Annotated in this window: 20 protein-coding genes; 12 read left to right on the plus strand and 8 right to left on the minus strand. The window is 73.4% G+C overall.

From position 1 onward, the window contains the following. Positions 1-162 precede the first annotated feature (162 nt). The 3 genes from C4U03_RS08660 (at position 163) to C4U03_RS08670 (ending at position 3,571) form a co-directional block, all read left to right on the plus strand. Positions 163-1,641, plus strand: coding sequence for an amino acid permease (locus tag C4U03_RS08660; protein WP_327372406.1), 1,479 nt, complete (start codon positions 163-165; stop codon positions 1,639-1,641). Between the two features lie 117 nt (positions 1,642-1,758). Then, entirely contained in the window at positions 1,759-3,117 is a 1,359-nt protein-coding gene (locus C4U03_RS08665) for an FAD-dependent oxidoreductase (protein WP_407701417.1), read from the plus strand. Between the two features lie 88 nt (positions 3,118-3,205). Continuing rightward, the gene (locus C4U03_RS08670; RefSeq protein ID WP_103937169.1) at positions 3,206-3,571 is read left to right on the plus strand and encodes a hypothetical protein; all 366 of its coding nucleotides are present in this window, start codon (positions 3,206-3,208) and stop codon (positions 3,569-3,571) included. A gap of 21 nt (positions 3,572-3,592) precedes the next feature. On the opposite strand, the gene dxs is transcribed toward C4U03_RS08670, so the two are convergent. Next, the gene (gene dxs / locus C4U03_RS08675) at positions 3,593-5,518 is read right to left on the minus strand and encodes a 1-deoxy-D-xylulose-5-phosphate synthase (RefSeq protein WP_103937170.1); all 1,926 of its coding nucleotides are present in this window, start codon (positions 5,516-5,518) and stop codon (positions 3,593-3,595) included. Positions 5,519-5,717: 199 nt separating this feature from the next. Here dxs and idi point away from each other — a divergent pair, with 199 nt between their 5' ends. The 4 genes from idi (at position 5,718) to C4U03_RS08695 (ending at position 8,765) form a co-directional block, all read left to right on the plus strand. After that, the gene (idi, locus tag C4U03_RS08680) at positions 5,718-6,296 is read left to right on the plus strand and encodes an isopentenyl-diphosphate Delta-isomerase (protein ID WP_103937171.1); all 579 of its coding nucleotides are present in this window, start codon (positions 5,718-5,720) and stop codon (positions 6,294-6,296) included. A 249-nt stretch (positions 6,297-6,545) separates the two neighbouring features. After that, on the plus strand, positions 6,546-7,385 hold the full coding sequence (locus tag C4U03_RS08685) for a hypothetical protein (protein WP_103937172.1): 840 nt from the start codon (positions 6,546-6,548) through the stop codon (positions 7,383-7,385). Between the two features lie 18 nt (positions 7,386-7,403). Next, positions 7,404-8,093: a class F sortase gene (locus C4U03_RS08690; protein WP_235017720.1), complete on the plus strand. Its 690-nt coding sequence runs from the start codon at positions 7,404-7,406 to the stop codon at positions 8,091-8,093. Positions 8,094-8,327: 234 nt separating this feature from the next. Continuing rightward, positions 8,328-8,765 carry an ASCH domain-containing protein gene (locus C4U03_RS08695; RefSeq protein ID WP_103937173.1) on the plus strand — a complete coding sequence of 146 codons (438 nt, stop codon included), beginning with the start codon at positions 8,328-8,330 and terminating at the stop codon, positions 8,763-8,765. Positions 8,766-8,823: 58 nt separating this feature from the next. On the opposite strand, the gene mug is transcribed toward C4U03_RS08695, so the two are convergent. The 3 genes from mug to C4U03_RS08710 all read right to left on the minus strand — a co-directional run bounded on the left by mug (position 8,824) and on the right by C4U03_RS08710 (position 11,380). Next, the gene (mug, locus tag C4U03_RS08700) at positions 8,824-9,411 is read right to left on the minus strand and encodes a G/U mismatch-specific DNA glycosylase (protein ID WP_103937174.1); all 588 of its coding nucleotides are present in this window, start codon (positions 9,409-9,411) and stop codon (positions 8,824-8,826) included. Positions 9,412-9,581: 170 nt separating this feature from the next. Further along, positions 9,582-10,427 carry an ABC transporter permease gene (locus C4U03_RS08705; RefSeq protein WP_103937175.1) on the minus strand — a complete coding sequence of 282 codons (846 nt, stop codon included), beginning with the start codon at positions 10,425-10,427 and terminating at the stop codon, positions 9,582-9,584. Beyond that, entirely contained in the window at positions 10,424-11,380 is a 957-nt protein-coding gene (locus C4U03_RS08710; protein ID WP_103937176.1) for an ATP-binding cassette domain-containing protein, read from the minus strand. The genes C4U03_RS08705 and C4U03_RS08710 overlap by 4 nt, the downstream gene beginning before the upstream one ends. Before the next feature lie 116 nt (positions 11,381-11,496). Here C4U03_RS08710 and C4U03_RS08715 point away from each other — a divergent pair, with 116 nt between their 5' ends. After that, positions 11,497-12,261: a TetR/AcrR family transcriptional regulator gene (locus C4U03_RS08715; protein WP_103937177.1), complete on the plus strand. Its 765-nt coding sequence runs from the start codon at positions 11,497-11,499 to the stop codon at positions 12,259-12,261. 69 nt (positions 12,262-12,330) lie between these two features. On the opposite strand, the gene acnA is transcribed toward C4U03_RS08715, so the two are convergent. Next, positions 12,331-15,099, minus strand: a complete 2,769-nt coding sequence (gene acnA / locus C4U03_RS08720; RefSeq protein WP_103937178.1) for an aconitate hydratase AcnA — start codon at positions 15,097-15,099, stop codon at positions 12,331-12,333. Positions 15,100-15,527: 428 nt separating this feature from the next. On the opposite strand from acnA, the gene C4U03_RS08725 reads away from it, so the two are divergent. The 3 genes from C4U03_RS08725 to C4U03_RS08735 all read left to right on the plus strand — a co-directional run bounded on the left by C4U03_RS08725 (position 15,528) and on the right by C4U03_RS08735 (position 18,112). Further along, complete coding sequence (locus C4U03_RS08725; RefSeq protein ID WP_103937444.1) at positions 15,528-16,229, plus strand: PadR family transcriptional regulator; 702 nt, start codon at positions 15,528-15,530, stop codon at positions 16,227-16,229. Positions 16,230-16,233: 4 nt separating this feature from the next. Next, positions 16,234-16,662 carry a DUF1707 SHOCT-like domain-containing protein gene (locus tag C4U03_RS42420; RefSeq protein WP_103937179.1) on the plus strand — a complete coding sequence of 143 codons (429 nt, stop codon included), beginning with the start codon at positions 16,234-16,236 and terminating at the stop codon, positions 16,660-16,662. Between the two features lie 235 nt (positions 16,663-16,897). Then, on the plus strand, positions 16,898-18,112 hold the full coding sequence (locus C4U03_RS08735; protein WP_103937180.1) for a M28 family metallopeptidase: 1,215 nt from the start codon (positions 16,898-16,900) through the stop codon (positions 18,110-18,112). A 186-nt stretch (positions 18,113-18,298) separates the two neighbouring features. Here the strand turns inward: C4U03_RS08735 and eda are convergent, their stop codons facing one another. From eda to edd, 3 genes are read right to left on the minus strand one after another with little or no spacing between them, the layout of a single operon-like run. Further along, positions 18,299-18,919: a bifunctional 4-hydroxy-2-oxoglutarate aldolase/2-dehydro-3-deoxy-phosphogluconate aldolase gene (gene eda / locus C4U03_RS08740; protein ID WP_200827141.1), complete on the minus strand. Its 621-nt coding sequence runs from the start codon at positions 18,917-18,919 to the stop codon at positions 18,299-18,301. Continuing rightward, positions 18,916-19,902 carry a glucokinase gene (gene glk / locus C4U03_RS08745; protein WP_200827142.1) on the minus strand — a complete coding sequence of 329 codons (987 nt, stop codon included), beginning with the start codon at positions 19,900-19,902 and terminating at the stop codon, positions 18,916-18,918. The genes eda and glk overlap by 4 nt, the downstream gene beginning before the upstream one ends. Beyond that, positions 19,899-21,725, minus strand: coding sequence for a phosphogluconate dehydratase (edd, locus tag C4U03_RS08750; RefSeq protein ID WP_103937181.1), 1,827 nt, complete (start codon positions 21,723-21,725; stop codon positions 19,899-19,901). The genes glk and edd overlap by 4 nt, the downstream gene beginning before the upstream one ends. Before the next feature lie 146 nt (positions 21,726-21,871). Here edd and C4U03_RS08755 point away from each other — a divergent pair, with 146 nt between their 5' ends. After that, on the plus strand, positions 21,872-23,005 hold the full coding sequence (locus C4U03_RS08755) for an ROK family transcriptional regulator (protein ID WP_235017721.1): 1,134 nt from the start codon (positions 21,872-21,874) through the stop codon (positions 23,003-23,005). The last annotated feature ends 152 nt before the right edge of the window (positions 23,006-23,157 follow it).

The raw sequence follows: 23,157 nt of genomic DNA on the forward strand, positions 1-23,157 counted from the left end.
GCCGCTGTAAGCGAAGAACACCATGGAACCATCCGGGAGCCCCCTTGCCTGCGGGCAACACCCGGTCTCCTCACCTGCGCGAGCCCCGCGGAACTGGGGGTTTGGACGTCCGATGGCAGGTGATCTGTAGGGAACTGCTCAGCGTCCACCCGAGGGGATTCCGTGAGCATGTTCCGCACCAAGCCGGTCGAGCAGTCGATCCGGGACACCGAGGAGCCCGGGCACCGGCTGCGCCGCGACCTGTCGGCGACCGACCTGGTCGTGTTCGGGGTCGGGGTCATCGTCGGCACCGGCATCTTCGTGCTGACCGGCCGGGTCGCCCGCGACTACGCCGGGCCGGGGGTGGCGTTCTCGTTCGTCATCGCCGGCGTCGTGTGCGCGCTGGCCGCCCTGTGCTACGCCGAGTTCGCCTCCACCGTGCCGGTGGCGGGGTCGGCCTACACCTTCTCCTACGCCACGTTCGGCGAGTTCCCCGCCTGGATCATCGGGTGGGACCTGATCCTGGAACTGGCCCTGGCGGCCGCCGTGGTCGCGGTCGGCTGGTCGGGGTACGCCCAGTCGCTGCTGCAGACCATGGGCATCGACCTGCCCGACTCGCTGGCCGGGGAGAACGCCGTCTTCAACATCCCCGCGGTGCTGGTCGTACTGCTGGTGACGGCCGTCCTGGTGCTGGGCGTGCGGCTGTCGGCCCGGTTCAACCAGGTGGTGGTCGCGATCAAGGTCGCCGTCATCGGCCTGGTCATCGTGGCGGGACTGTTCTTCGTACGAGCCGACAACTACACGCCGCTCATCCCGCCGGCCCAGTCCAACCCGGCCACCGAGGGCATCAAGGCGCCGCTCATGCAGGTGCTGTTCGGGATCACCCCGGTCAGCTACGGCTGGCTGGGCGTCTTCGCCGCGGTGTCGATCGTGTTCTTCGCCTACATCGGCTTCGACATCGTCGCCTCGGCCGCCGAGGAGTCCCGCAACCCGCAGCGCGACCTGCCGATCGGCATCATCGGCTCGCTGGCCCTCTGCACGGTGCTGTACGTGGCGGTCTCCCTGGTGGTCGTCGGGATGCAGGACTACACCAGGCTCAGCGAGGCCGCCCCGCTGGCGGACGCGTTCAAGGCCGTCGGCCAATCCTGGGCGGCCACCGTGATCAGCGTGGGCGCCATCGCCGGGCTCACCACCGTGGTGCTGATCCTGATGCTGGGGCAGAGCCGGGTCTTCTTCGCGATGAGCCGCGACGGGCTGCTGCCCGCCTGGCTGTCGCAGGTCCATCCGACCTACGGCACCCCGCACCGGACGACGATCGCGGTGGGCGCGGCGGTGGCGGTCCTGGCGGGCCTGATCCCGCTGTCGGCGCTGGCCGAGCTGGTCAACATCGGGACGCTGTTCGCCTTCATGCTGGTGTCGGTCGGCGTCGTCGTCCTGCGCCGCACCCGCCCGGACCTGCCCCGCTCCTTCCGTACGCCGCTGGTCCCGCTGGTCCCCGCCCTGTCGGTGCTGGCGTGCCTGTTCGTGATGCTCAACCTCCCGGTGGAGACCTGGCTGCGCTTCGCCGGGTGGATGGCCCTGGGCACGCTGGTCTACTTCGGGTACGGCGCCCGGCACAGCCGGCTGCGCCGGACGGCCGAGGCCCGGAGCACCGCCCGGTGATCCTCCGGCCCGGCGGCGTCCGTATCCCGGACATGAGAGGAATCTTCCGCGCCCATCACGGGGATGACGTCAAGGTGATCCAGGACACCGTGTCCTTTCGGGCTCCGGATGGGCACAATGGCGCGCATGGTTGACACGCGTGTGGCGGTGATCGGGTCCGGGCCTGCGGGGCTGTACGCGGCCGAGGCGCTGGTGAAGCAGACCGGCGGCGACGTCCAGGTCGACGTGCTCGACCGCCTGCCGACGCCGTACGGGCTGGTCCGCTACGGGGTGGCGCCCGACCACAAGTCGATCAAGTCGATCGCCAAGTACCTGCAGCGGGTGCTGGAGCATCCGGCGGTGCGCTTCTTCGGCTGTGTGGAGCTGGGCCGGGACGTGACCCGTGCGGAGCTGCTGGACTGCTACGACGCGGTCATCTACAGCACCGGCGCGATGGTCGACCGGCATCTGGGCATCCCCGGCGAGGACCTGCCGGGCAGCGTGGCGGCCACCGACTTCGTCAACTGGTACTGCGGGCACCCCGACGCCGCCGACCACGCCTTCGACCTGTCGGTGGAGGAGGTCGCGGTCATCGGCGTCGGCAACGTCGCGGTCGACGTGGTACGCGTCCTCGCCAAGACCGCCGAGGAACTGCGCGAGACCGACGTGCCCGAGCACGTGATCGAGGCGCTGGCGGCCAGCAAGGTGCGACGGATCCACCTGATCGGCCGGCGCGGGCCGGCGCAGGCCAAGTTCACCACCAAGGAGGCCCGCGAGCTCGGCGAGCTGGCCAACGCGGAGATCCACGTACGGCCCGAGGACATGGAGCTGGACGCCGCGTCCGCCGAGCTCGCCGAGACCGACCGGCTGGTGCGCGGCAACGTCAAGGTGCTGCGCAGCTGGACCGAGCCCCCCGCCGGCGCCAAACCGCGGCGGATCGACGTGCGGTTCTGGCTCGCCCCCGCGGAGATCCTCGGCACCCGGCAGGTGGAGGGGCTGCGGCTGGAGCGCACCGCGCTGGACGCCGACGGGCGGGTCCGGGGCACCGGCTCCTACGAGACGCTGCCGGTCGGCATGGTGCTCCGCTCGGTCGGCTACCAGAGCGTCCCGCTGGCGGGCGTGCCGTTCGACGAGCGCAACCATGTCGTCCCCAACGAGGGGGGCCGCGTCATCGACGCCTCCGGGGCGCAGGTGCCGCGCGAGTACGTGGCCGGATGGATCAAGCGGGGGCCGACCGGGGTCGTCGGCACCAACAAGTCCGACGCCGCGGAGACCGTGACGCACCTGCTGGCCGACCTGGCCGCCGGCGACGACCGGCCGCGGCCGCGGCAGCGCGTGGAGGACCTGCTGGAGTCGCGGGCCTGCCGGGTGGTGACCTACTCCGACTGGCTGAACCTGGACACCGCCGAGATCGACCTGGCCCGCTCGCTGGGCCGGGGCGAACGGGTCAAGCTGGGGCGCTGGGAGGCCATGCGCACCGCCTGCCACCCGCGCTGACGGCGGACCCGGGCCGGAGGCTCCGGCAGCGGCCCCCGACATCATGAGGATGGATGACAGCAGTCCCGGACGGCAGTAGCGTGCGCTCGTGACCGGTGGCCCAGAGCTTCACGGATTCCCCCCGCCGGAGCTGCTGCCTGATCTGCGCTGGCTCGGCCCCGACTACCTGTCCCTGCTCGTCAGCGACCTGGCCAGGGGCCTGCTGCGTCAGGATCCGGGCACGCGCCTGATGGGGGTGCGCTGCGAGGGCGCGCCCGAGCTGTGGACCGAGGTGGACGCGGCGGGCACGCCCCGGGCCCGCCACGTCACCTTCCCCCTGCAGGTGTTCCTCCAGGACGGCGCCGAACGGCCGTGGATGCTGCGCGGCCGCTGGAGCTACGTCGGCCGGGAGCTCGACACCCGGGAGGCATGCATCGACCACTACTGGCGGCTGCTGACCTTCGAGGGCATCTGAGCCGTCCCCGGCCGGCGCGGGTCAGTCCCGGGGGGCCGGGGCCGTCTCGGCGGCGGGGTCGTGCTCGCCGGCGCGGGCGACGGCCTCGATGATGTCGCGGGCCAGGTCCTGCGGGGTGAGGCCGATGTCGGCGAGGATCTCGGCACGGGCGGCGTGGTCGAGGAACTCCTGCGGGATGCCGAACGTGCGGACCGGGACGTCCACCTCGCTGTCGCGCAGCAGCCGGGCGACCGCGTCGCCGACCGCCCCGACCCGGCCGTTGTCCTCCACGACCGCGACCATGGTGTGCCGGCGGGCCTCCTCCAGCAGCGCCGGGTCCAGCGGCTTGACCCAGCGGGGGTCCAGCACGGTGCTGCCGATGCCCTGGGCGGCCAGCCGTTCGGCCACCTCGACGGCGGTGGCCGCCATCGAGCCGGCGGCCACCAGCAGCACCCGGGCGCCGTTGCTACCGGGGTGGCGGGCCAGCACGTCCATCGAGCCGATCCGGTCGATCGCCTCAATGTCGGCGACGACCGAGCCCTTGGGGAAGCGCAGCGCGGTGGGGCCGTCGCCGGTCGCCACACATTCGCGCAGCAGCTCGCGCAGCCGGGCGCCGTCGCGCGGCACCGCGATGCGCATGCCCGGCACCACCTGCAGGATCGACAGGTCCCACATGCCGTTGTGGCTGGCGCCGTCGTCGCCGGTCACCCCGGCGCGGTCCAGCACGAACGTGACCGCCTGCCGGTGCAGCGCCACGTCCATCAGCACCTGGTCGAAGGCCCGGTTGAGGAAGGTCGCGTAGACCGCCACCACCGGGTGCAGGCCGCCCATCGCCAGCCCGGCCGCCGAGGTGACGGCATGCTGCTCGGCGATGCCCACGTCGAAGATCCGGTCCGGGTAGGCCTCGGCGAAGGGGGCCAGCCCCACCGGGTGCAGCATGGCGGCGGTGATGCCGACCACGTCCGGCCGCTCGGCGCCGATCTGGACCATCTCCTGGCCGAACACCTTGGTCCAGCTGACGCCGCCGCCCTTGGCGACCGACTTGCCGGTGGCGGGGTCGAACGCCCCGCCGCCGTGCATGCAGTCCTCCTCGTTGTTCTCGGCGGGTGCGTAGCCGTAGCCCTTGCGGGTGATGCAGTGCACGATGACCGGGGCACCGAAGCCGCGGGCGCGGCGCAGCGCGTGCTCGACGGCCTCGGTGTCGTGCCCGTCGATCGGGCCGACGTACTTCATGCCCAGGTCCTCGAACATGGCCTGCGGCTGCAGCACGTCCTTGAGGCCCTTCTTGACCCCGTGCAGCGCCTCGTAGGCGACGGGGCCGACCACCGGGGCCCGCGGCACCGTCTTCTTGATCATGTCCAGCGCGCGCTCGTAGCCGCGGGTGATCCGCAGGTCGGCCAAGTGGCTGGCCAGCCCGCCGATGGTCGGCGAGTAGGACCGACCGTTGTCGTTCACCACGATGATCACCGGGCGGTCGGCACCGGCCGCGATGTTGTTGAGCGCCTCCCAGCACATCCCGCCGGTCAGCGCGCCGTCGCCGACGACGGCGACCACGGCCCGGTCGTGCTCGCCGCGCAGCGCGAACGCCTTGGCCAGGCCGTCGGCGTAGGACAGCGCGGTGGAGGCGTGCGAGTTCTCGATGACGTCGTGCTCGGACTCGGCCTGGCTGGGGTAGCCCGACAGCCCGCCGCGCCGGCGCAGCAACGAGAAGTCCTGGCGGCCGGTGAGCAGCTTGTGCACGTAGGCCTGGTGGCCGGTGTCGAACAGGATCTTGTCGCGGGGCGAGTCGAAGACCCGGTGCAGCGCGATGGTCAGCTCCACCGCGCCCAGGTTGGGCCCCAGGTGGCCGCCGGTCTTGGAGACGGCCTCGACCAGGAAGTCGCGGATCTCGACGGCCAGCCGGGTCAGCTCGCCGGAGTCCAGCCGCCGGAGGTCGCCGGGGCCGCTGATCGACTCAAGAACGCTCACGCCGTCCTCCTCGCCCGGTGATCTGCCCTGCCGTCCACGTCGCGCACGCCGTCATCCCCTCACCAGGCGGCATCCCCGCCCCGGTTCAACCTGAAGCTCCGAGTTTAGTCCGGGTTCAACCGGCGCAAGCCGGTCTGCATTCTGGAACGATCTGAAAGGACGGCGTTGCGCTGACTCTGACAGGGGGAACCCACAGTTCATGGCCACTGAGGAGATCGTGCTGCTCAACGCGGCCGGTGAGGCGATCGGCACCGCGCCGAAAGCCGCCAGTCACCATCAGGACACCCCCTACCACCTGGCTTTTTCCTGCTACGTCACCGACGACGAGGGACGGGTGCTCATCACCCGCCGGGCACTGGACAAGGCGACCTTCCCGGGAGTGTGGACCAACACCTGCTGTGGGCACCCGGCGCCCGGGGAAGGGCTGCGAGAGGCCGTCGTCCGGCGGCTGGACACCGAGCTGGGGTTGCCGGTGGACGGGTTGACGCTGGTGCTGCCGGAGTTCGACTACCGCGCCATCGCCTCCGATGGGGTGGTCGAGCACGAGCGGTGCCCGGTGGTCCGCGCGCGCTGGACCGGCGGCGGGCGGCCACGGCCCAACCCGGCCGAGGTGGCCGACGCCCGGTGGCGGACGTGGGAGGAGTGCCTGGAGCTGACCGCCGACCCCGACGCCTCGCCGTGGTTCCGGCTCCAGATGGCCCAGCTCGCCCCGCTGGGCCCGCCCGAGAAGTGGCCCGGTGCCGACCCGTCCCGGCTGCCCCCGGCCCTCACCTGGTGACCGGCCGGGAAACGGTCTGACCCGCCCGGATCTCCACGTTCTCGCAGTACCGGGATTCGGGCGGGCGGTGAGTTCGACGGCGGGTGTGACGGCGGGCTCGGCGACGGCCTTGGCGACGGCCTCTTGCGGCCAAAGGGAAACCGGCCGCCGTTCGTGCCGAAAGATCACTAGAATCCCGGTTCGGAGCATTGCCGGCGTACCGTCACGGCGCGCCGGACCGTGAGTTCCCCGGGCCCGCCGAGGAGACCGATGCGCATCACCCGACTCGTCACGGGCGCCGCCTGCGGGGCCACCGCCCTGGCGCTGACCGCTCCGGCCGCGGCGGCCTGGGCCGACCCCGGCCCGAAGGCGGTCGCCAACGTCCCGACCACCTTCGAGCCCGGCGACGACCTGCGGGTCCGCGTCACCGGGTGCGGGGACGCGCGGCCGCGGACCGGGGCGGGGCTGACGAACGAGATCTTCGCCGCGGCCCCGGCGTTCCGGCGCGACGGCGACGTCTGGCGGACGGTCGGCGCGACCAGGACCGGTCTGCGGCCCGGCCGAACGTACCTGACCGAGTTCCGGTGCGGTCCGCCAGACCGGCGGCGGACCTTCCCGCTGGAGGTCACCGTTCCACGGCGGTCCCCCTCCCCCGGCGAGGACTTCGAGTTCGGTTTCGACAAGGTGAAGCTGTCCAGCCGCACGGTGACCCCCGGCGGCGAGATGACGTTCACCGTGACCTGTCCGACTGAGGTGAGCGCCCGGTCGGCCTCGTTCGCCGAGGCGCCGGAGTTCACCGAGGACGGCGAGGACTCCTTCGAGGGGACGGCGACGTTCAAGGAGACGCTGCCGTCCATCGTCGCCATCAAGGTGTTCTGCGCGGACCACGGCCACGTCACCTACAGCACCAGGCCCGACGAGGACGATCTCGGCGACGGCGGGCCGAAGATCCCCAAGGGCGCGCCCAACACCGGTGGCGGCACCGGCGGGCAGGGGCCCGGAGCGACCCCGTTCGGTGGGGCCGCACTGGCGCTGCTGGCCGCGGGCGCCCTGGGCGCCCTGGGCGCCCGGTCGCTGCGGCGCCGGGCCGGCGAGCAGCGCCCGAGCTGAGCCCGAGGTGACCCCGACGTGACATCGCGCCCGTCCGCCGGCCGCCCCGCGGCGCGCATGGCGGCCGGTGCGCTGCCGGTCGTGCTGCCGGTCATGCTGGCCGGGACGCTCCTGGCCGGCTGCGCGGGCCAGGAGGCCGCCGGTGGCGCGTCGGTGCCGCCGCCGACCAGCCGGGCGGTGCCGACCTGGGACGGCCGCGCCGTCCCCTCCGCCGCGCCCGCGGCGACCCCGCTCGTCTTCGCCCCGCCGCTCCCCCGGTCGGTGCCGGTCTCCATCACGATTCCGCGGCTCGGGGTCTCGGCCCCGGTGTCACGGCTCGGCCTGCGCCGGGACGGGACGATCGAGGAGCCGCCGCTCAGCGAGCCCAACCTGACCGGCTGGTACGAGGAGGGCCCCACCCCCGGGGAGGCGGGGCCCTCGGTGATCCTGGGGCATGTCGACGCCAACCGGCGCGCGGCGGTCTTCCACCGGCTCGGGGAGCTGCGGCCGGGCGACCGGATCGAGGTGACCCGGCGGGACGGCTCGGTGGCGGTCTTCGCGGTACAACGGCTGGTACGGGTGGCCAAGGACCGTTTCCCCGGTGAGCTGATCTACGCCGAGGACATCGACTATTCGGCGTTGCGACTGGTCACCTGCGGTGGCGCGTTCGATTCCCGGAGCGGCCATTATGTCGACAACGTGATCGCCTTCACCCGTCTGGTCACGTGACCGGGTGTTCATGGTTGCCTCCGCGCCGCGAATGTGAGAAATCACCCTCTCCGGCCGGCGCGGTCACCGGTTCCCGGTGGTCAGTGCCAGGATGCAGGTTGCTCCCCGGCCAGGTTTGTCTGGCGTTCGCCTGACGGGACATGGCAATGAGTCAGATAATCCGCTACAAATCGGACGGCCGCTCGGGGTCCCCGGGCACGGGGCCCTGTCAGGCGAGCACGGGAGGTACCCCGCGTGCAGGCGATCAGCGTTCGGCAGCCATGGGCCTTCGCCATCGCGCGAGGCGGCAAGACCGTCTACAACCATGTGCTGCCGACCGCCTATCGCGGTCCGCTGCTCATCCACGCCTCCATGCGGGTGGACCTGGGCTCGTGCGACTCGCCGCTGATCCGGTCCGCCGGCTGGGACCCCCGTGACCCGCTGGCCACCCTCGGCGCGGTGATCGCGCTGGCCGAACTGGCGGACGTGTGCACGGCGGCCCTCCACGGCGAGCGGTGCGGCTGCGGCCCGTGGGCCGAGCCGGCCCGCTGCCACTGGCGGCTGGCCGAGGTGCGGGCGCTGCCCCGCCCGATCGTGGCGCTGGGCCGCGTGGACCCCTGGGTGCCTCCGCCGTCCCTGGTCACCGAGGTGCACGCCATGCTCGCCACCGCTGCCCTGCGCCACAGCAGGTGACCTCCCGGCGGTCCCGCCCCCGTACCGCGCCCCGGTGCCCCCGGCGGGGCGGACGCGGTCAGCCGCCGGTGTTCCCGGCCGTCTCCGCGAGGGCCTCCACCGCCTGACGCAGTTGGGCGAACTCCTCCGCCATCCGCTCCAGCGACCAGCCGGCGTTCAGCCCGCTCGGATTGGGCAGCACCCACAGCCGGGCCGGGCCGAAGCCGTCCGGCTGCGGGCCGATCTTCGTGCCCGGCCTACCGAAGGCCGTCCGGTAGGCGGTCACCCCCGCCACCGCCAGGTAGTGCGGCCGGTGCCGCTCCACCAGCGCCGTCAGCCGCCGTCCGCCGTCGCGCAGTTCCTGCGGCGTCAGCTCGTCGGCCCGCGCCGTCGTACGGGCCACCAGGTTGGTGATGCCGAGCCCGTAGGAGGGCAGCAGGTCCTCCTCGGCGGGCGTCAGCAGCCGGTCGGTGAACCCGGAGCGGTGCAGCGCGGGCCAGAAGCGGTTGCCGGGCCGCGCGAAGTGGTGCCCGGTCGCCCCCGAGTACAGGCCGGGGTTGATTCCGCAGAACAGCACCCGCAGCCGCGTCCCGTCCGGCGGCAGCACGTCCTGGATCACCCGGTCCCGTGCCGCCTCCAGTTCGGCCTTCGTCGGCCTGCCCGCCATATCCCGCTCCGCAATCTCGCATCGATCCCGCATCGACCTCGCGTCGATCCCGCGTTCGTCCGTCCCACCGGATCCGCCGCCGTCCGCCTGGACGGGGCGGCTCAGCGTAACCGAGCCACAGGGCTCCGGGCGCCCCGACCGGGTGCGGGCCGGCCGGGGCGCCCGGCGGGTCAGCGGGACAGGCGGCGGTAGCGGCGGACCGACAGCGGGAAGAACACCGCCGCCAGCAGCAGCGGCCACAGTACGGCCATCGGCACCGCGTGCTCGGCGGCCCAGGATCCGCCGTCCCAACCGGGGGTGCCGAACAGCTCGCGGGTGGCGCCGATGGTGGCCGACAGCGGGTTCCACTCGGCGATGGCGCCCAGCCAGCCGGGCATGGTCGCCGGGTCGACGAAGGCGTTGGACAGGAAGCCGATCGGCCAGACCAGGACCTGCACGGCCACCAGCAGTTCCGGGCTGCGGGCGACCAGGCCCAGGTAGACGCCGAGCCACAGCAGGGCGAAGCGGAGCAGGAGCAGCAGACCGGCCGCGGCCAGCGCCCGGCCGGCGCCCTCGTGCCAGCGCCAGCCCACCGCCAGGCCGGTGACGGCCATCACGGTCAGGGCGAGCACGGAGTGCAGCATGTCGGCCGCGCCCCGGCCGGCCACGACGGCCGACGAGGCCATCGGCAGCGAGCGGAACCGGTCGGTGATGCTCCGGGAGGCGTCGGTGGCGACGGCCGCGAAGGTGGTCTCGACGCCGAACACCATGGTCATGGCGAACATGCCCGGCATCAGGAACTCGCGGTAGCTCCCGCCGCCCGGCACCGCCATCTGGCCGCCGAACAGGTAGCCGAACATCAGCACCAGCATGACCGGGAACAGCAGCCCCATGACCACCTGTTCGGGCCGCCGGGCCCAGTGGGCCAGGGCGCGGCGGGTGAGGGTCCAGCCGTCGGCCAGCGCCCAGCGCAGTCGGGCCGGCGCACCGGTGGACTCGACGGGCTCGGCGGGGCTCACCAGGCTCGTGGACGTCATGCAGCCTCCTCGGCGCGGTCGGCGGTCAGGTGCAGGAACACCTCGTCCAGGGTGGGCCGGCGCAGCGCGATGTCCTCGGCGTCGATGCCCGCGCCGTCGAGCGCCCGTACGACCTCGATCAGCGCGGCCACCCGGTCGGTGACGGGCGCGCTGAGGCGCCGGGTGTCGGGGTCGGTCTCCACCCGGGCGCCGGTGGCCCCGGAGAGGAGATCGGCGGCGGCGGGCAGCGCCGCGGGGTCGCGCAGCACGACATCGACGCGGTCGGCGCCGAGCCCGGACTTCAGCTCGTCCGGGGTGCCCTCGGCGATCACCCGTCCCCGGTCCACCACCGAGATCCGGCCGGCCAGCCGGTCGGCCTCCTCCAGGTACTGGGTGGTGAGCAGGACGGTGGTGCCGTCCTCGGCGAGGGCGCGGACCGTCTCCCACACCTCGCTGCGCCCGCGCGGGTCGAGCCCGGTGGTGGGCTCGTCCAGGAACAGCACCGCGGGGGCCATGATCATGCCGGCCGCCAGGTCGAGCCGCCGCCGCATGCCGCCGGAGTACTCGCCGGCCGGCCGGCGCCCGGCGTCCCGCAGCCCGAACCGCTCCAGCAGTTCGTCGGCCCGGCGGCGGGCCGCACGGGTGGGCAGGTGGTGGAGCCGGCCGAACATCTCCAGGTTCTGCCGGCCGCTGAGGACCTCGTCCACGGCGGCGTGCTGGCCCACCAGCCCGATCCGGCGGCGGACCCGGGCGGGCTCCCGCAGCACGTCGAACCCGGCCACCTCGGCGCGTCCGCCGTCCAGGGTCAGCAGCGTGGCCAGAATCCGCACGCAGGTGGTCTTGCCCGCCCCGTTCGGCCCGAGCAGCCCGTGCACCGTGCCCGGCGCCACGGCCAGGTCGAGACCGTCCAGGGCGGTTGTCCCGCCACCGTAGCGCTTGCGCACGCCCTGGGCGAGCACCGCGTGATCGGTCATCGGCCCTCCTTATTCTGTACGACGTACGGAGTTAGCCGGGTCAAAATAATGTACGCCGTACGGAGTGTCAAGCCGCCAGGTGCGGTCGCCCCGGGCACGGGCGGCACAATGGCGGGGTGACGACCGAGTACAGCGCCGGCGGCGACCCGACGCGCAGCCTGGAACTGCTGTGGGGAGTGCGCGAGCGCCCCAAACGGGGGCCTCGGCCCAAGCTGACCGCGCCGCGGATCGCCGAGGCCGCGATCGAGGTGGCCGACGCCGAAGGGCTGGCCGCGCTGTCCATGCGCCGGGTCGCCGAGCGCCTCGGGGTCTCCCCCATGTCGCTCTACACCTACGTGCCGGGCAAGGCCGAGCTGCTGGACCTCATGCTGGACACCGTCCAGGGCGAGGCGCCGCTGCTGGACGAGCTGCCCGGCGGCTGGCGCGCCCGGGCGGAGCGCTGGGCCCGCGAGAGCCTGGCCTCCTACCAGCGGCACCCCTGGGTGCTGCAGGTCGCCACCAGCCGCCCCCCGATGGGCCCGAACGAGCTGACCTGGAGCGAGTCGGCGCTGCGCGCCCTGGCCGAGACCGGCCTGCCCGATCGGGAGATGGTCGCCGTGGTCAGCTCGCTGGACAACTACGTCAAGGGCGCGGCACGTGCGGCCGTGGACGCCGCCCTGGCCGAGCGGCGCACCGGCATGAGCGACGAGCAGCACTACCGGGCGCGTGAGCCCCTGCTGGCCAGGCTCATCACGCCGGACCGGTTCCCGACGATGAACCGGCTTCACTACGCGGGGGTGTTCGACGCCCCCGTCGACGACTTCGAGTTCGGGCTGCAGCGCCTGCTGGACGGCATCGAGCACTTCATCGCCCGGCACCGGGACGACACCGGCGGAGGGTGATCCCCGGCCCGTGACATGCGGAACGGGCCGCCTCCCGGTGGGGAGACGGCCCGTCGCCGTTCGTCCGTCCTACTTGCGCAGCAGGTTGCGCAGGACGTACTGCATGATGCCGCCGTTGCGGTAGTAGTCGGCCTCGCCCGGGGTGTCGATGCGGACGACGGCGCGGAACTCCTTGCCGTCGGCCCTCACCGTGACCTCACGGGGGGTCCGGCCCTCGTTGAGCTCCTCGACGCCGATGATGTCGAAGGTCTCGGTGCCGGTCAGGCCCAGCGACTCGACGGACTCACCCTCGGCGAACTGCAGCGGCAGCACGCCCATGCCGATGAGGTTGGAGCGGTGGATCCGCTCGTAGGACTCGGCGATCACGGCGCGTACGCCCAGCAGCGCGGTGCCCTTGGCCGCCCAGTCGCGGGAGGAGCCTGAGCCGTACTCCTTGCCCGCCAGGACCACCAGCGGGGTGCCCTGCGCGGCGTAGTTCTGCGCGGCGTCGTAGATGAACGCCTGGGGCGCGCCCTCCTGGGTGAAGTCGCGGGTGTAGCCGCCCTCCACCCCGTCCAGCAGCTGGTTGCGCAGCCGGATGTTGGCGAACGTGCCGCGGATCATCACCTCGTGGTTGCCGCGCCGCGAGCCGTAGGAGTTGAAGTCCTTGACGGCGACGCCGTGCTCGGTCAGGTACTGGGCGGCGGGGGTGCCGACCTTGATGGCGCCGGCCGGGGAGATGTGGTCGGTGGTGACCGAGTCGCCCAGCTTGGCCAGCACCCTGGCACCGTGGATGTCGGTGACCGGGGCGGGCTCCATGCCCATGCCGTCGAAGTACGGGGCCTTGCGGACGTAGGTGGACTCCGGGTCCCACTCGAAGGTGTCGCCGGTCGGGATCGGCAGCTCCTGCCAGCGCCGGTCGCCCTTGAACACGTCGGCGTAGTCGCGCAGGAACATGTCCTGGCCGATCGCACTCTCGACGATCTCGGCGACCTCCTCCTGCGACGGCCAGATGTCGCGCAGGTAGACCGGCTGCCCATCGGCGCCCTCGGCGATCGGGTCGTTGAGGATGTCGATGTCCATCGTCCCGGCCAGCGCGTAGGCGACCACCAGCGGCGGCGAGGCCAGGTAGTTCATCTTCACGTCCGGGTTGATCCGGCCCTCGAAGTTGCGGTTGCCCGACAGCACCGACACGACGGTGAGGTCCTCGTCGTTGATCGCCTTGGAGATCTCCTCCGGCAGCGGGCCGGAGTTGCCGATGCAGGTGGTGCAGCCGTAGCCGACCAGGTTGTAGCCGAGCTTGTCCAGGTACGGGGTGAGCCCGGCACGCTCGTAGTAGCCGGTGACGACCTGGGAGCCGGGGGCCATCGAGGTCTTCACCCACGGCTTGCGGGTCAGGCCCTTCTCCACCGCCTTCTTGGCCAGCAGCGCGGCGCCGACCATGACGTACGGGTTGGAGGTGTTGGTGCAGGAGGTGATCGCGGCGATCACCACGGCGCCGTGGTCGAGCTCGAAGGAGGTGCCGTCGGCCAGCGTGACCGGGACCTTCTTGTGCGGCCGGCTCTCGCCGTCGGTGACGTGCTCACGAGGCTTGTCGCCGTTGCCGGAGTGGGAGACGGCCGGGGAGTCCGAGGCCGGGAAGGACTCGGCGGACGCCTCGTCGGCCGGGCCCTGGACGCTGGAGACGTAGTTGCGCACGTCCCGCCGCCAGGTCTGCTTGGCCTCCGCCACCGAGATGCGGTCCTGCGGGCGCTTGGGGCCGGCGATCGACGGGACGACCGTCGACAGGTCCAGCTCCAGGTACTCGGAGAACTCCGGCTCGACCTTCGGGTCCAGCCACATGCCCTGCTCCTTGGCGTACGCCTCGACCAGGGCGATCCGCTCCTCGGAGCGGCCGGTCAGCCGCAGGTAGGACAGGGTCTCGTCGTCGATGGGGAAGATGGCGCAGGTGGAGCCGAATTCGGGGCTCATGTTGCCGATGGTGGCCCGGTCGGCCAGCGGCAGCGCGGCCACGCCCTCGCCGTAGAACTCCACGAACTTGCCGACCACGCCGTGCTGGCGCAGCATCTCGGTGACGGTCAGCACCAGGTCGGTGGCGGTGGTGCCGGCGGGCAGCCGGCCGGTCAGCTTGAAGCCGACCACCCGCGGGATGAGCATGGAGATCGGCTGGCCGAGCATGGCGGCCTCGGCCTCGATGCCGCCGACGCCCCAGCCTAGGACGCCGATGCCGTTCTCCATGGTGGTGTGCGAGTCAGTGCCCACGCAGGTGTCGGGGTAGGCGACCCCGTCCCGGTCGAACACCACGCGGGCCAGGTGCTCGATGTTGACCTGGTGGACGATGCCGGTGCCGGGCGGGACGACCTTGAACTCGTCGAAGGCGGTCTGGCCCCAGCGCAGGAACTGGTAGCGCTCGCGGTTGCGCTCGTACTCGCGCTCGACGTTGCGCTCGAAGGCGTCCGGCGAGCCGAAGTAGTCGACGATCACCGAGTGGTCGATGACCATCTCGGCCGGGGCCAGCGGGTTGATCCGGCCCGGGTCGCCGCCCAGGTCGCGTACGGCCTCGCGCATGGTGGCCAGGTCGACCACACAGGGCACGCCGGTGAAGTCCTGCATGATCACCCGGGACGGGGTGAACTGGATCTCCTGGCTGGGCTGCGCGCCCGGGTCCCACCCGGCCAGCGCGCGGACGTGGTCGGCGGTGACGTTGGCGCCGTCCTCGGTGCGCAGCAGGTTCTCCAGCAGCACCTTCAGGCTGTACGGGAGACGGGCCGAACCTTCGACGGCGTCCAGCCGGTAGATCTCGTACGACTTGTCGCCCACCCGCAACGTGTTGCGGGCGCCGAAGCTGTTGGCGGACACGACTCCTCCTCCATCGCGCCGCGGCCACGGACCCGGTGTGCGGGCCGCGCGCGGCGAACCATCCCTATAGGCGCGTTGACGTCTCGCAGGCCGCTGCCGGCGTGGTCCGGCGCGGCCGGTGTCCCAAGAATCCTGCCCTAGCGGGGTCCGGGACATGGACTCAGGGCGGCCTAACTTCCGCAGGTTTTTCTCTCGACGTCAAGCTACCCACCATTTTATCTCGATATCGAGCTATCCGACTCCGGAACCGCCCGCGCCACCGCCGGCCCGCGTCGCCGTCCCCATCGCCCCATCCGGCGGTGCGACCGGAACGGCCCGGCGCCTTCGAGGCCGCCGGACGGAACCATCTGGCCCGCCCGTACGTCTTCGATATATCGTTGTCCTATCGTGAGAGGTCTGAGAAAGATCTCAGAAGGCGGGTGAAGAACATGGCCTCCGGAAGCTTCGACCCCCGGTGGGCGCTGGCCGCCGCGGCGCTCGGCGCCAAGGCCGCCAGGGCCGCGGCCGGTCGCCACGGGCACGGCTGCGGCACGGGCGGGCACGCACGCGGTGCCGGCTTCGAGGGGATGTTCGGCGGGATGTCCGGCGGTGGCGGCCCGGCCCCCTGGGGCGGGCACGGCCCGTGGGGCCACGGCGGCCCGCCCTGGGTCAGGCGCGGCCCCTGGCAGGGACGCCGCGCCCGCAAGGGCAACATCCGGGCGGCGATCCTGGCGCTGCTGGCCGAGGAGCCGCGCAACGGCTACCAGATCATCCAGCAGATCGACCAGCGCAGCGGCGGCGCCTGGAAGCCCAGCCCCGGCGCGGTCTACCCGGCCCTGCAGCAGCTCGCCGACGAGGGCCTCATCCGCGTCGAGGAGGGCCAGGGCCGCAAGACCTGCTCGCTGACCGACGAGGGCCGCGCCTACGTCGCCGAGCACCCCGACGAGTTGGCCGCCCCCTGGGAGGAGATGACCCCCGACCTCGGGGAGGGCGTCCCCGACCTGTTCCGGCAGGCCGCCCGGACCGGCGCCGCGGTGATGCAGATCGTCCACGCCGGCTCCCCCGAGCAGGTCGCCCAGGCCAGGGACGTCCTCGCCGACACCCGCCGCAAGCTGTACCGCATCCTCGCCGAAGACGAGCAGGAGGAGTAGACGCATGGACCTGCGCATTGGTGACGCCGAGCGCGACGCGGTGGCCGAGGCCCTGCACGAGCACTTCGCCAAGGGCCGCCTCACCCGCGCGGAGCTGGACGAGCGCCTCGGCTCGACGCTCACCGCCAAGACCGAGGGAGACCTGCGCGAAGTCGTCGCGGACCTCCCCGGCCCCAGCGGCCTCGCCCAGCCGTCCGGGCGAGGCCGCCCACACCCGATGGCCTGGCATGGCCCCGGCCACCCGGTGCACCGGCACCGCCACGGCCCGCCCCCGCTCGTCCCGTTGCTGTTCCTGCTCTTCCTGATCGGGACGTTCACCGCCGGCCCAGTGGCGGGCGCGTTCCTGGCGCTCAAGGTGATGGTGGTGTTCTGGGTGGCCGCGGGGTTGTTCGCCGTCGCCCGCCTGCACCGCCTGCACCGTCTCCACCGCTGACGGCGCGTTCGCCGAGACGGCGGAACGGGACGCCGCGAGGATGGCCGCCGGGTCCAGCCTGGCCGGAAAGACCGCCCGGGAAGGCCCCGACAGCCCCCGGACAGGCCACATTTCATCGGACGTCCGATGGCGGTGTGGCCTGCGGGATCCGGGAGGCCCGCGCGCCGGCGGGTGACCGGAATCTTGTCTGCCGGTGAGTAGAACCGATGACACCGGACGTGAGAATCTCTCGCGCATGCCCCCGGAGAGGTTCCTGCGGCCGGTGCCGACGACGTCCCGGCCGGACGAATACCGGCTGCGCGCCACGGTCGAGGAACTCGCGACGATCGAGCGTCCGCCCTGTTCGGCGGGGGAACGCGAGGCGGCCCACCTGATCGCGCACCGGCTGCGGATGCTGGGCTGCCGGGCCCGGGTGGAGGAGGAGCCGGCGTTCGGGTCCTACGCCCGGCCGGTGGGGGCGCTGGCCGCGCTGGGCGCGCTGGCCGGGCTCGCCGGAGGGCGGTCGCGGACGCTGGGCGTGCTGGGCGGGACACTGGCGGCCGCCGGGCTGGCCGACGAGGTCTCCTACGGACGCCAGCTGGCACGGCGGGTGGTGAGCCGGCGGCTGTCGGCCTGCAACGTGGTCGCCGAACTGGGCGATCCGCGGGCGCGGCGGACCCTGGTGGTGATGGCGCACCATGACGCGGCGCCATCGGGGGCCATCTTCGACCAGCGGCCGGCGCGCTGGTTCGCGCGGCGCTTCCCGACGGTGGTCGACGGGATGACCGAGAACCCGCCGCTGTGGTGGGCCGCGCTGGCCGGTCCGGTGCTGGCCGGGCTGGGCAGCGCGACCGGGTCGGCGAGGATGCGGCGGACGGGCACGGTGCTGAGCGCAGCGACGACGGCGGTGATGGCCGATATCGCCGCGCGCCGGGCGGTGCCGGGGGCCAACGACAACCTCAGCGGGGTCGCGGTGCTGATCGCGCTGGCCGAGGCGCTGCGGGAGCGGCCGCCGGCCGGGCTGCGGGTGGTGCTGTTCTCGGCAGGCGCCGAGGAGGCGCTGCAGGAGGGGGTGCGGGGCTTCGCGCGGCGGTACTTCCCGCGCCTGCCGAGGGAGACCACCTGGTTCCTCAACTTGGACACGGTGGGGTCGGGGAACCTGGTGATGCTCGATGCCGAGGGGCCGCTGCGAATGGAGCCCTACAACGCGGCGTTCGGCGACCTGGTGGCGCGGTGCGCGCTGGAGCAGGGCGTACGGCTGCGGCGCGGGCTGCGGTCGCGCAACAGCACCGACGGGGTCGTCCCGAACCGGTACGGGTACCCGACGGTGTGCGTGGTGTCGGTGGACGACGAGAAGCTGCTGCCGCACTACCACCTGCCGTCCGACCTGCCCGAGCACGTCGACTACGGCTGCGTGGCCGACGCCGCCCGGCTCACCGAGGCGGTCGTGCGGGCCCTGGCCGACGACTGACCCGCCCGCCCCGAAGACATCCGGGCGGACGGGCCGGCCGGTGCTCCGCCGAAGGCGCCGGCCCCACGCCTCCTCATCGCCGGGAAACCGGAACAGACGCCGGCGCCCGCGTACCGGCTCGTGCACCATCGGAGCGCACGAATCCTGCGAACGGCCGGTTCGCGGGCGCCGGACGGATCTCGGGCGTCAGCGCAGCGCGGCGGCTGCTCGGGCGAGCGCCTCGATGTGGTCCCAGTCCCCCGCCCGCACGGCGTCGTCCGGGGTGAGCCAGGTGCCGCCGACGCAGCCGACGTTGGGGAGCGCGAAGTACTCGCCCGCGTTCTCGGGGGTGATGCCGCCGGTCGGGCAGAAGCGGACCTGCGGGAGCGGACCGGCGAGGGCCTTGAGGTAGGCGGGGCCTCCGGCGGCCTTGGCCGGAAAGAACTTCATGGCGGTGACGCCGTGCTCCAGCAGGGCCATCGCCTCCGACGCCGAGGACACCCCGGCCAGGAAGGGCAGGCCGGTGCCGGTCATCGCCTCCCGCAGGCTCCCGGTGCAGCCGGGGCTGACCAGGAACGAGGCACCGGCCCCGGCCGCCTCGGCGGCCTGGGCGGGGGTGACGACCGTGCCCGCGCCGACGACGGCGTCCGGTACCTCCGCGGCGATCCGCTTGATCGCCTCCAGCGCGGCGGGCGTGCGCAGCGTGACCTCGATGGCGGGCAGCCCGCCCGCCACCAGGGCGCGTGCCACCGGTACCGCGGCGGCCGCGTCGTGCAGCACGACGACGGGGATGACGGGGCACAGGTCCAGCAGTTCTTCGGCGTTCACACCAGCTCCAGGGCGGCGAGTCGGGCCGCGGCCCCGGACAGGGCCGGGGTCGGGGCGACGATGAGGGCGGTGGGGATGGCGCGCAGGTAGCGCTCCATCGGCGGTTTACTTTCGAACCGGCGGCGGAAGTCGCTGCGGTGCAGCACGTCCCAGATGCGGGGCAGGATGCCGCCGCCGATGTAGACGCCGCCGCGCGCGCCGAAGGTGAGGGCGACGTTGCCGGCGAACGAGCCGAGCAGCGCGCAGAACGTCTCCAGAGTCTCGTGGCACAGCGGGTCGGTGCGGCGGGCGCAGATCTGGGCGGCCGACAGCGGCTCGACCGGCACCCCGTGCAGCCGGGCGACCAGCTCGTACAGCCGAGTCATCCCCTCGCCGGACAGCAGCTGCTCGGCCCCGGCGGTGCCCAGCTCGGCCCGCAGCATCGCCAGGATCTCCAGCTCGCGGTCGGTGGCGGCGGGCAGGTCGACGTGACCGCCCTCGCCGGGGACGGCCACCGGCCGGTCGCCGGCCCACACCAGCCCGGCGACACCGAGCCCGGTGCCCGGCCCGAGCACCGCGGCCGGGGCGCCCCCGGCGGGCAGCGCGTCGCCGAGCGCCCGCAGGTCCGCCGGGCCCAAGGTGGGCAGCGACAGCGCCAGCGCCTCGAAGTCGTTGATCAGCTCGACATGGTCCAGGCCGAGGTCGGCGCGGAGCCCGTCGGCGCTGCCGGACCAGTGCGCGTTGGTCAACCGGAATACGCCGTCCCGCCCGACCGGCGCAGCGACCGCCACGCAGGCGGCGGTGGGCCGTACGTCTCCGGCGTGCCGGGCCAGATAGGTGGCGGCGGCCTCGGCCAGTCCGGCGTGGTCGCGCAGCGCCAGCACCTGGACGCGGCCAGGCGGCTCGCCGGGCGCCTGGACGAGCCCGAAGCGGGCGTTGGTGCCGCCGATGTCGGCCACCAGCCAGGGCCGCTGCGGCGACGGCGCGGTGGTCAGCACGGTCATGGCGTGAACACCGCCGCTCCCTGCTCGGCCGGGCCCACTGCCCGGCGGAAGGCCGCGAACAGCTCGCGGCCGGTGCCGGTCTGCTCGTCCGCCCCGGGAGCGCCCCCGGCGGGCTCCCGGGCTGCGAACTCCTCCGCCGGCACCAGCACCTCCAGCACTCCCCGGTCGGCGTCCAGCCGGATGACGTCGCCGTCGCGGACGCGGGCCAGCGGCCCGCCCGCGGCGGCCTCCGGCGACAGGTGGATGGCGGCCGGGACGCTCCCGGACGCGCCGGACATGCGCCCGTCGGTGACGAGCGCGACCCGGTGGCCGCGGTCCTGGAGCACCGACAGCGGCGGGGTGAGCTTGTGCAGTTCGGGCATCCCGTTGGCGCGCGGACCCTGGTAGCGGACGACGGCGACCACGTCACGGTCCAGTTCGCCGGCCTCGAACGCGGCCTGCAGCGCCTGCTGGGAGTCGAAGACCCGGGCGGGGGCCTCCACGGTGCGGTGGGCGGCGTCCACCGCCGACACCTTCACCACGGCGCGGCCGAGGTTGCCGTGGACGGTGTGCAGCCCGCCGTGCGTGTCGAAAGGGTCGGACACCGGGCGCAGCACCTCCCGGTCGGCGGACTCCTTCGGCCCCGGGTCCCAGGTCAGCCCGTCCGGCCCCAGCCGGGGCGCGGTCCGGTAGTCGGCCAGGGTCTTGCCGCCGACCGTGCGGGCGTCGGCGTGCAGCAGGCCCGCATCCAGCAGCTCGCCGATGAGGAAGGCGGTGCCGCCGGCGGCGTGGAAGTGGTTCACGTCGGCGGTGCCGTTGGGGTACAGGCGGGTCAGCAGCGGCGTCACCGCGGACAGCTCGTCGAAGTCGTCCCAGGTCAGCTCCAGTCCCGCGGCGGCGGCCATGGCCACCAGGTGCAGGGTGTGGTTGGTGGAGCCGCCGGTGGCCAGCAGCGCCACCACCCCGTTGACGAACGCCCGCTCGTCGAGCAGTTCGCCGATCGGGGTGTGCGAGCCGCCGAGCGCGGTCAGCTCGGTGACGCGGCGGCCGGCTTCGGCGGTGAGGGCCTCGCGCAGCTCGGTGCCCGGCGGGACGAAGCTGGCGCCGGGCAGGTGCAGGCCCATCACCTCCATCAGCATCTGGTTGGAGTTGGCGGTGCCGTAGAAGGTGCAGGTGCCGGGCGAGTGGTAGGAGGCGGCCTCGGCCTCCAGCAGCTCCTCGCGGCCCACCTGGCCCTGGGCGAACAGCTTGCGGACCTTGGCCTTGCGCGCGTTGGGCAGGCCGGAGTGCATCGGCCCGGCGGGCACCAGGATCACCGGCAGATGCCCGAACGACAGGGCGCCGATCACCAGGCCGGGCACGATCTTGTCGCACACCCCGAGCAGCAGGGCGCCGTCGAACATGTCGTGGGACAGCGCCACGGCGGTGGCCATGGCGACCACGTCCCGACTGAACAGCGACAGCTCCATGCCGGCGCGGCCCTGGGTGATGCCGTCGCACATGGCGGGCACGCCGCCGGCGAACTGCGCGGTGCCGCCCGCCTCCCCGATCGCCCGCTTGAGCACGGCCGGGTAGTCCTGCAGCGGCTGGTGCGCCGACAGCATGTCGTTGTAGGCGGAGACGATCGCGATGTTGGGCGTCACCGTCCCGCGTAGGGCGATCTTGTCGGTGGGGGCGCAGGCGGCGAAGCCGTGCGCGAGGTTGGCGCACCCCAGGGCCGTGCGGGCGGGGCCCGCCTGCACGGCGTCGGCGATCCGCGCCAGGTAGGCGGTACGCCGGGCGGAGCTGCGCGCGGCGAGGCGCTCGGTGACCCGCGCGACCACGGGATGAAGAGATGTCGGCATTCGGGCACTCCGGGGGGAAGAGGCGACGAAACGGCAAACTACCGACCCATAGGGAACTTATACAAGCTTCTTATGAACGCTGGATTACAAAAGATGACGAACATGTTTGGGTCGACACACCGAACTCGTCATGGTTCACTGTCCGGGTGCCCCGACACCCCTCGACCAGCGGAGAGCTGCTGCGGCTGATCCGCGAGGAGGGGGTCAGCACCCGTGCCGAGCTGGGCCGGCTGACCGGGCTGTCCCGGCCGGCGGTCACCCTGCGCGTCACCGAGCTGGTCGCGCACGGCCTGGTCACCGAGCGCCCCGGCGAGCTGTCGTCGGGCGGGCGCCCGCCGGCCCGGCTGGAGTTCAACGCCGCCGGCGGCGCCGTCCTCGTCGCCAACCTCGGCCACCGCCGCGGCCAGGCCGCCGTGTGCGACCTGGCCGGCGGGATCCTGGTGCAGTCAGCCCCCGACCTGCCCACCGGCCGAGAGCCCGCGGAGCTCGCGGCCCGGCTGCTGGACCACTGGGACGAACTGCTCGACAAGGCCGGCCTCACCCGCGCGGCGGTGCGCGGGGTGGGGCTGGGCCGCCCCGGCAACGCCGGCGCCCCCGGCGGCCCGGGCGTGGACGGCGCCGACCTGCGGCCCGTGGTGGCCGAGCGCTTCCCGGTGCCCGCCTACCTCGACAACGACGTGAACGTGGCCGCGCTGGGCGAGTACCAGGCCCGCTATCGCGGCCGTATCGACGACCTGCTGTTCGTGAAGCTGTCCACCGGGATCGGCGCGGGGCTGATCGCCGGCGGCCGGATCCAGCGCGGCGCGCTCGGCGCCGCCGGCGAGATCGGGCACATCCCGGTCCGCGACGGCGGCGGAACACCATGCCGGTGCGGCAACCTCGACTGCGTCGAGGCGGTCGCGGGCGGCGCGGCGCTGCTGGCCCGCTCCGGCGCGGCCGACCTGACCGAACTGGCGGTCCGCGCCCGGGGCGGCGACCCGGAGGTGGTGGCGCTGGTCCGGGAGGCCGGCCGGCGGATCGGCGAGGTGATCGCCGCGGCGGTCAACCTGCTCAACCCGGCCGTGGTGGTCCTCGGCGGCGACCTGACCGGCGCCTACGAGCCGCTGATCGCCGGGGTGCGGGAGGTGGTGTACCAGCGGGCGACCGCCCTGGCCACCGGGCGGCTGCGGATCGAGCCGAGCATGCTGGGCGACACCGCGGGCCTGGCCGGCTGCGCCGCCATGGTGCTGGACCGGATCCTGTCCCCCGCCGCCGTCGACGAGTCCCTGGCCGCCCGCTGACGCGGCGTTCCCGGCACCGCCGCGCCGCTCCCCCAGTCCCGGCAGGCGACAGGACCGACCGCCGGGACCGCGCCGCCAGGCGACCGGCCGAGTCCCACAGTTCCCTGTCCTCCTCGCGAAAGCCGGCGGCCCGGCGGCGGGGCGCACGGGCC

The organism is Thermomonospora echinospora, from assembly GCF_900108175.1.
GTDB classification, from domain to species: Bacteria; Actinomycetota; Actinomycetes; order Streptosporangiales; family Streptosporangiaceae; genus Thermomonospora; species Thermomonospora echinospora.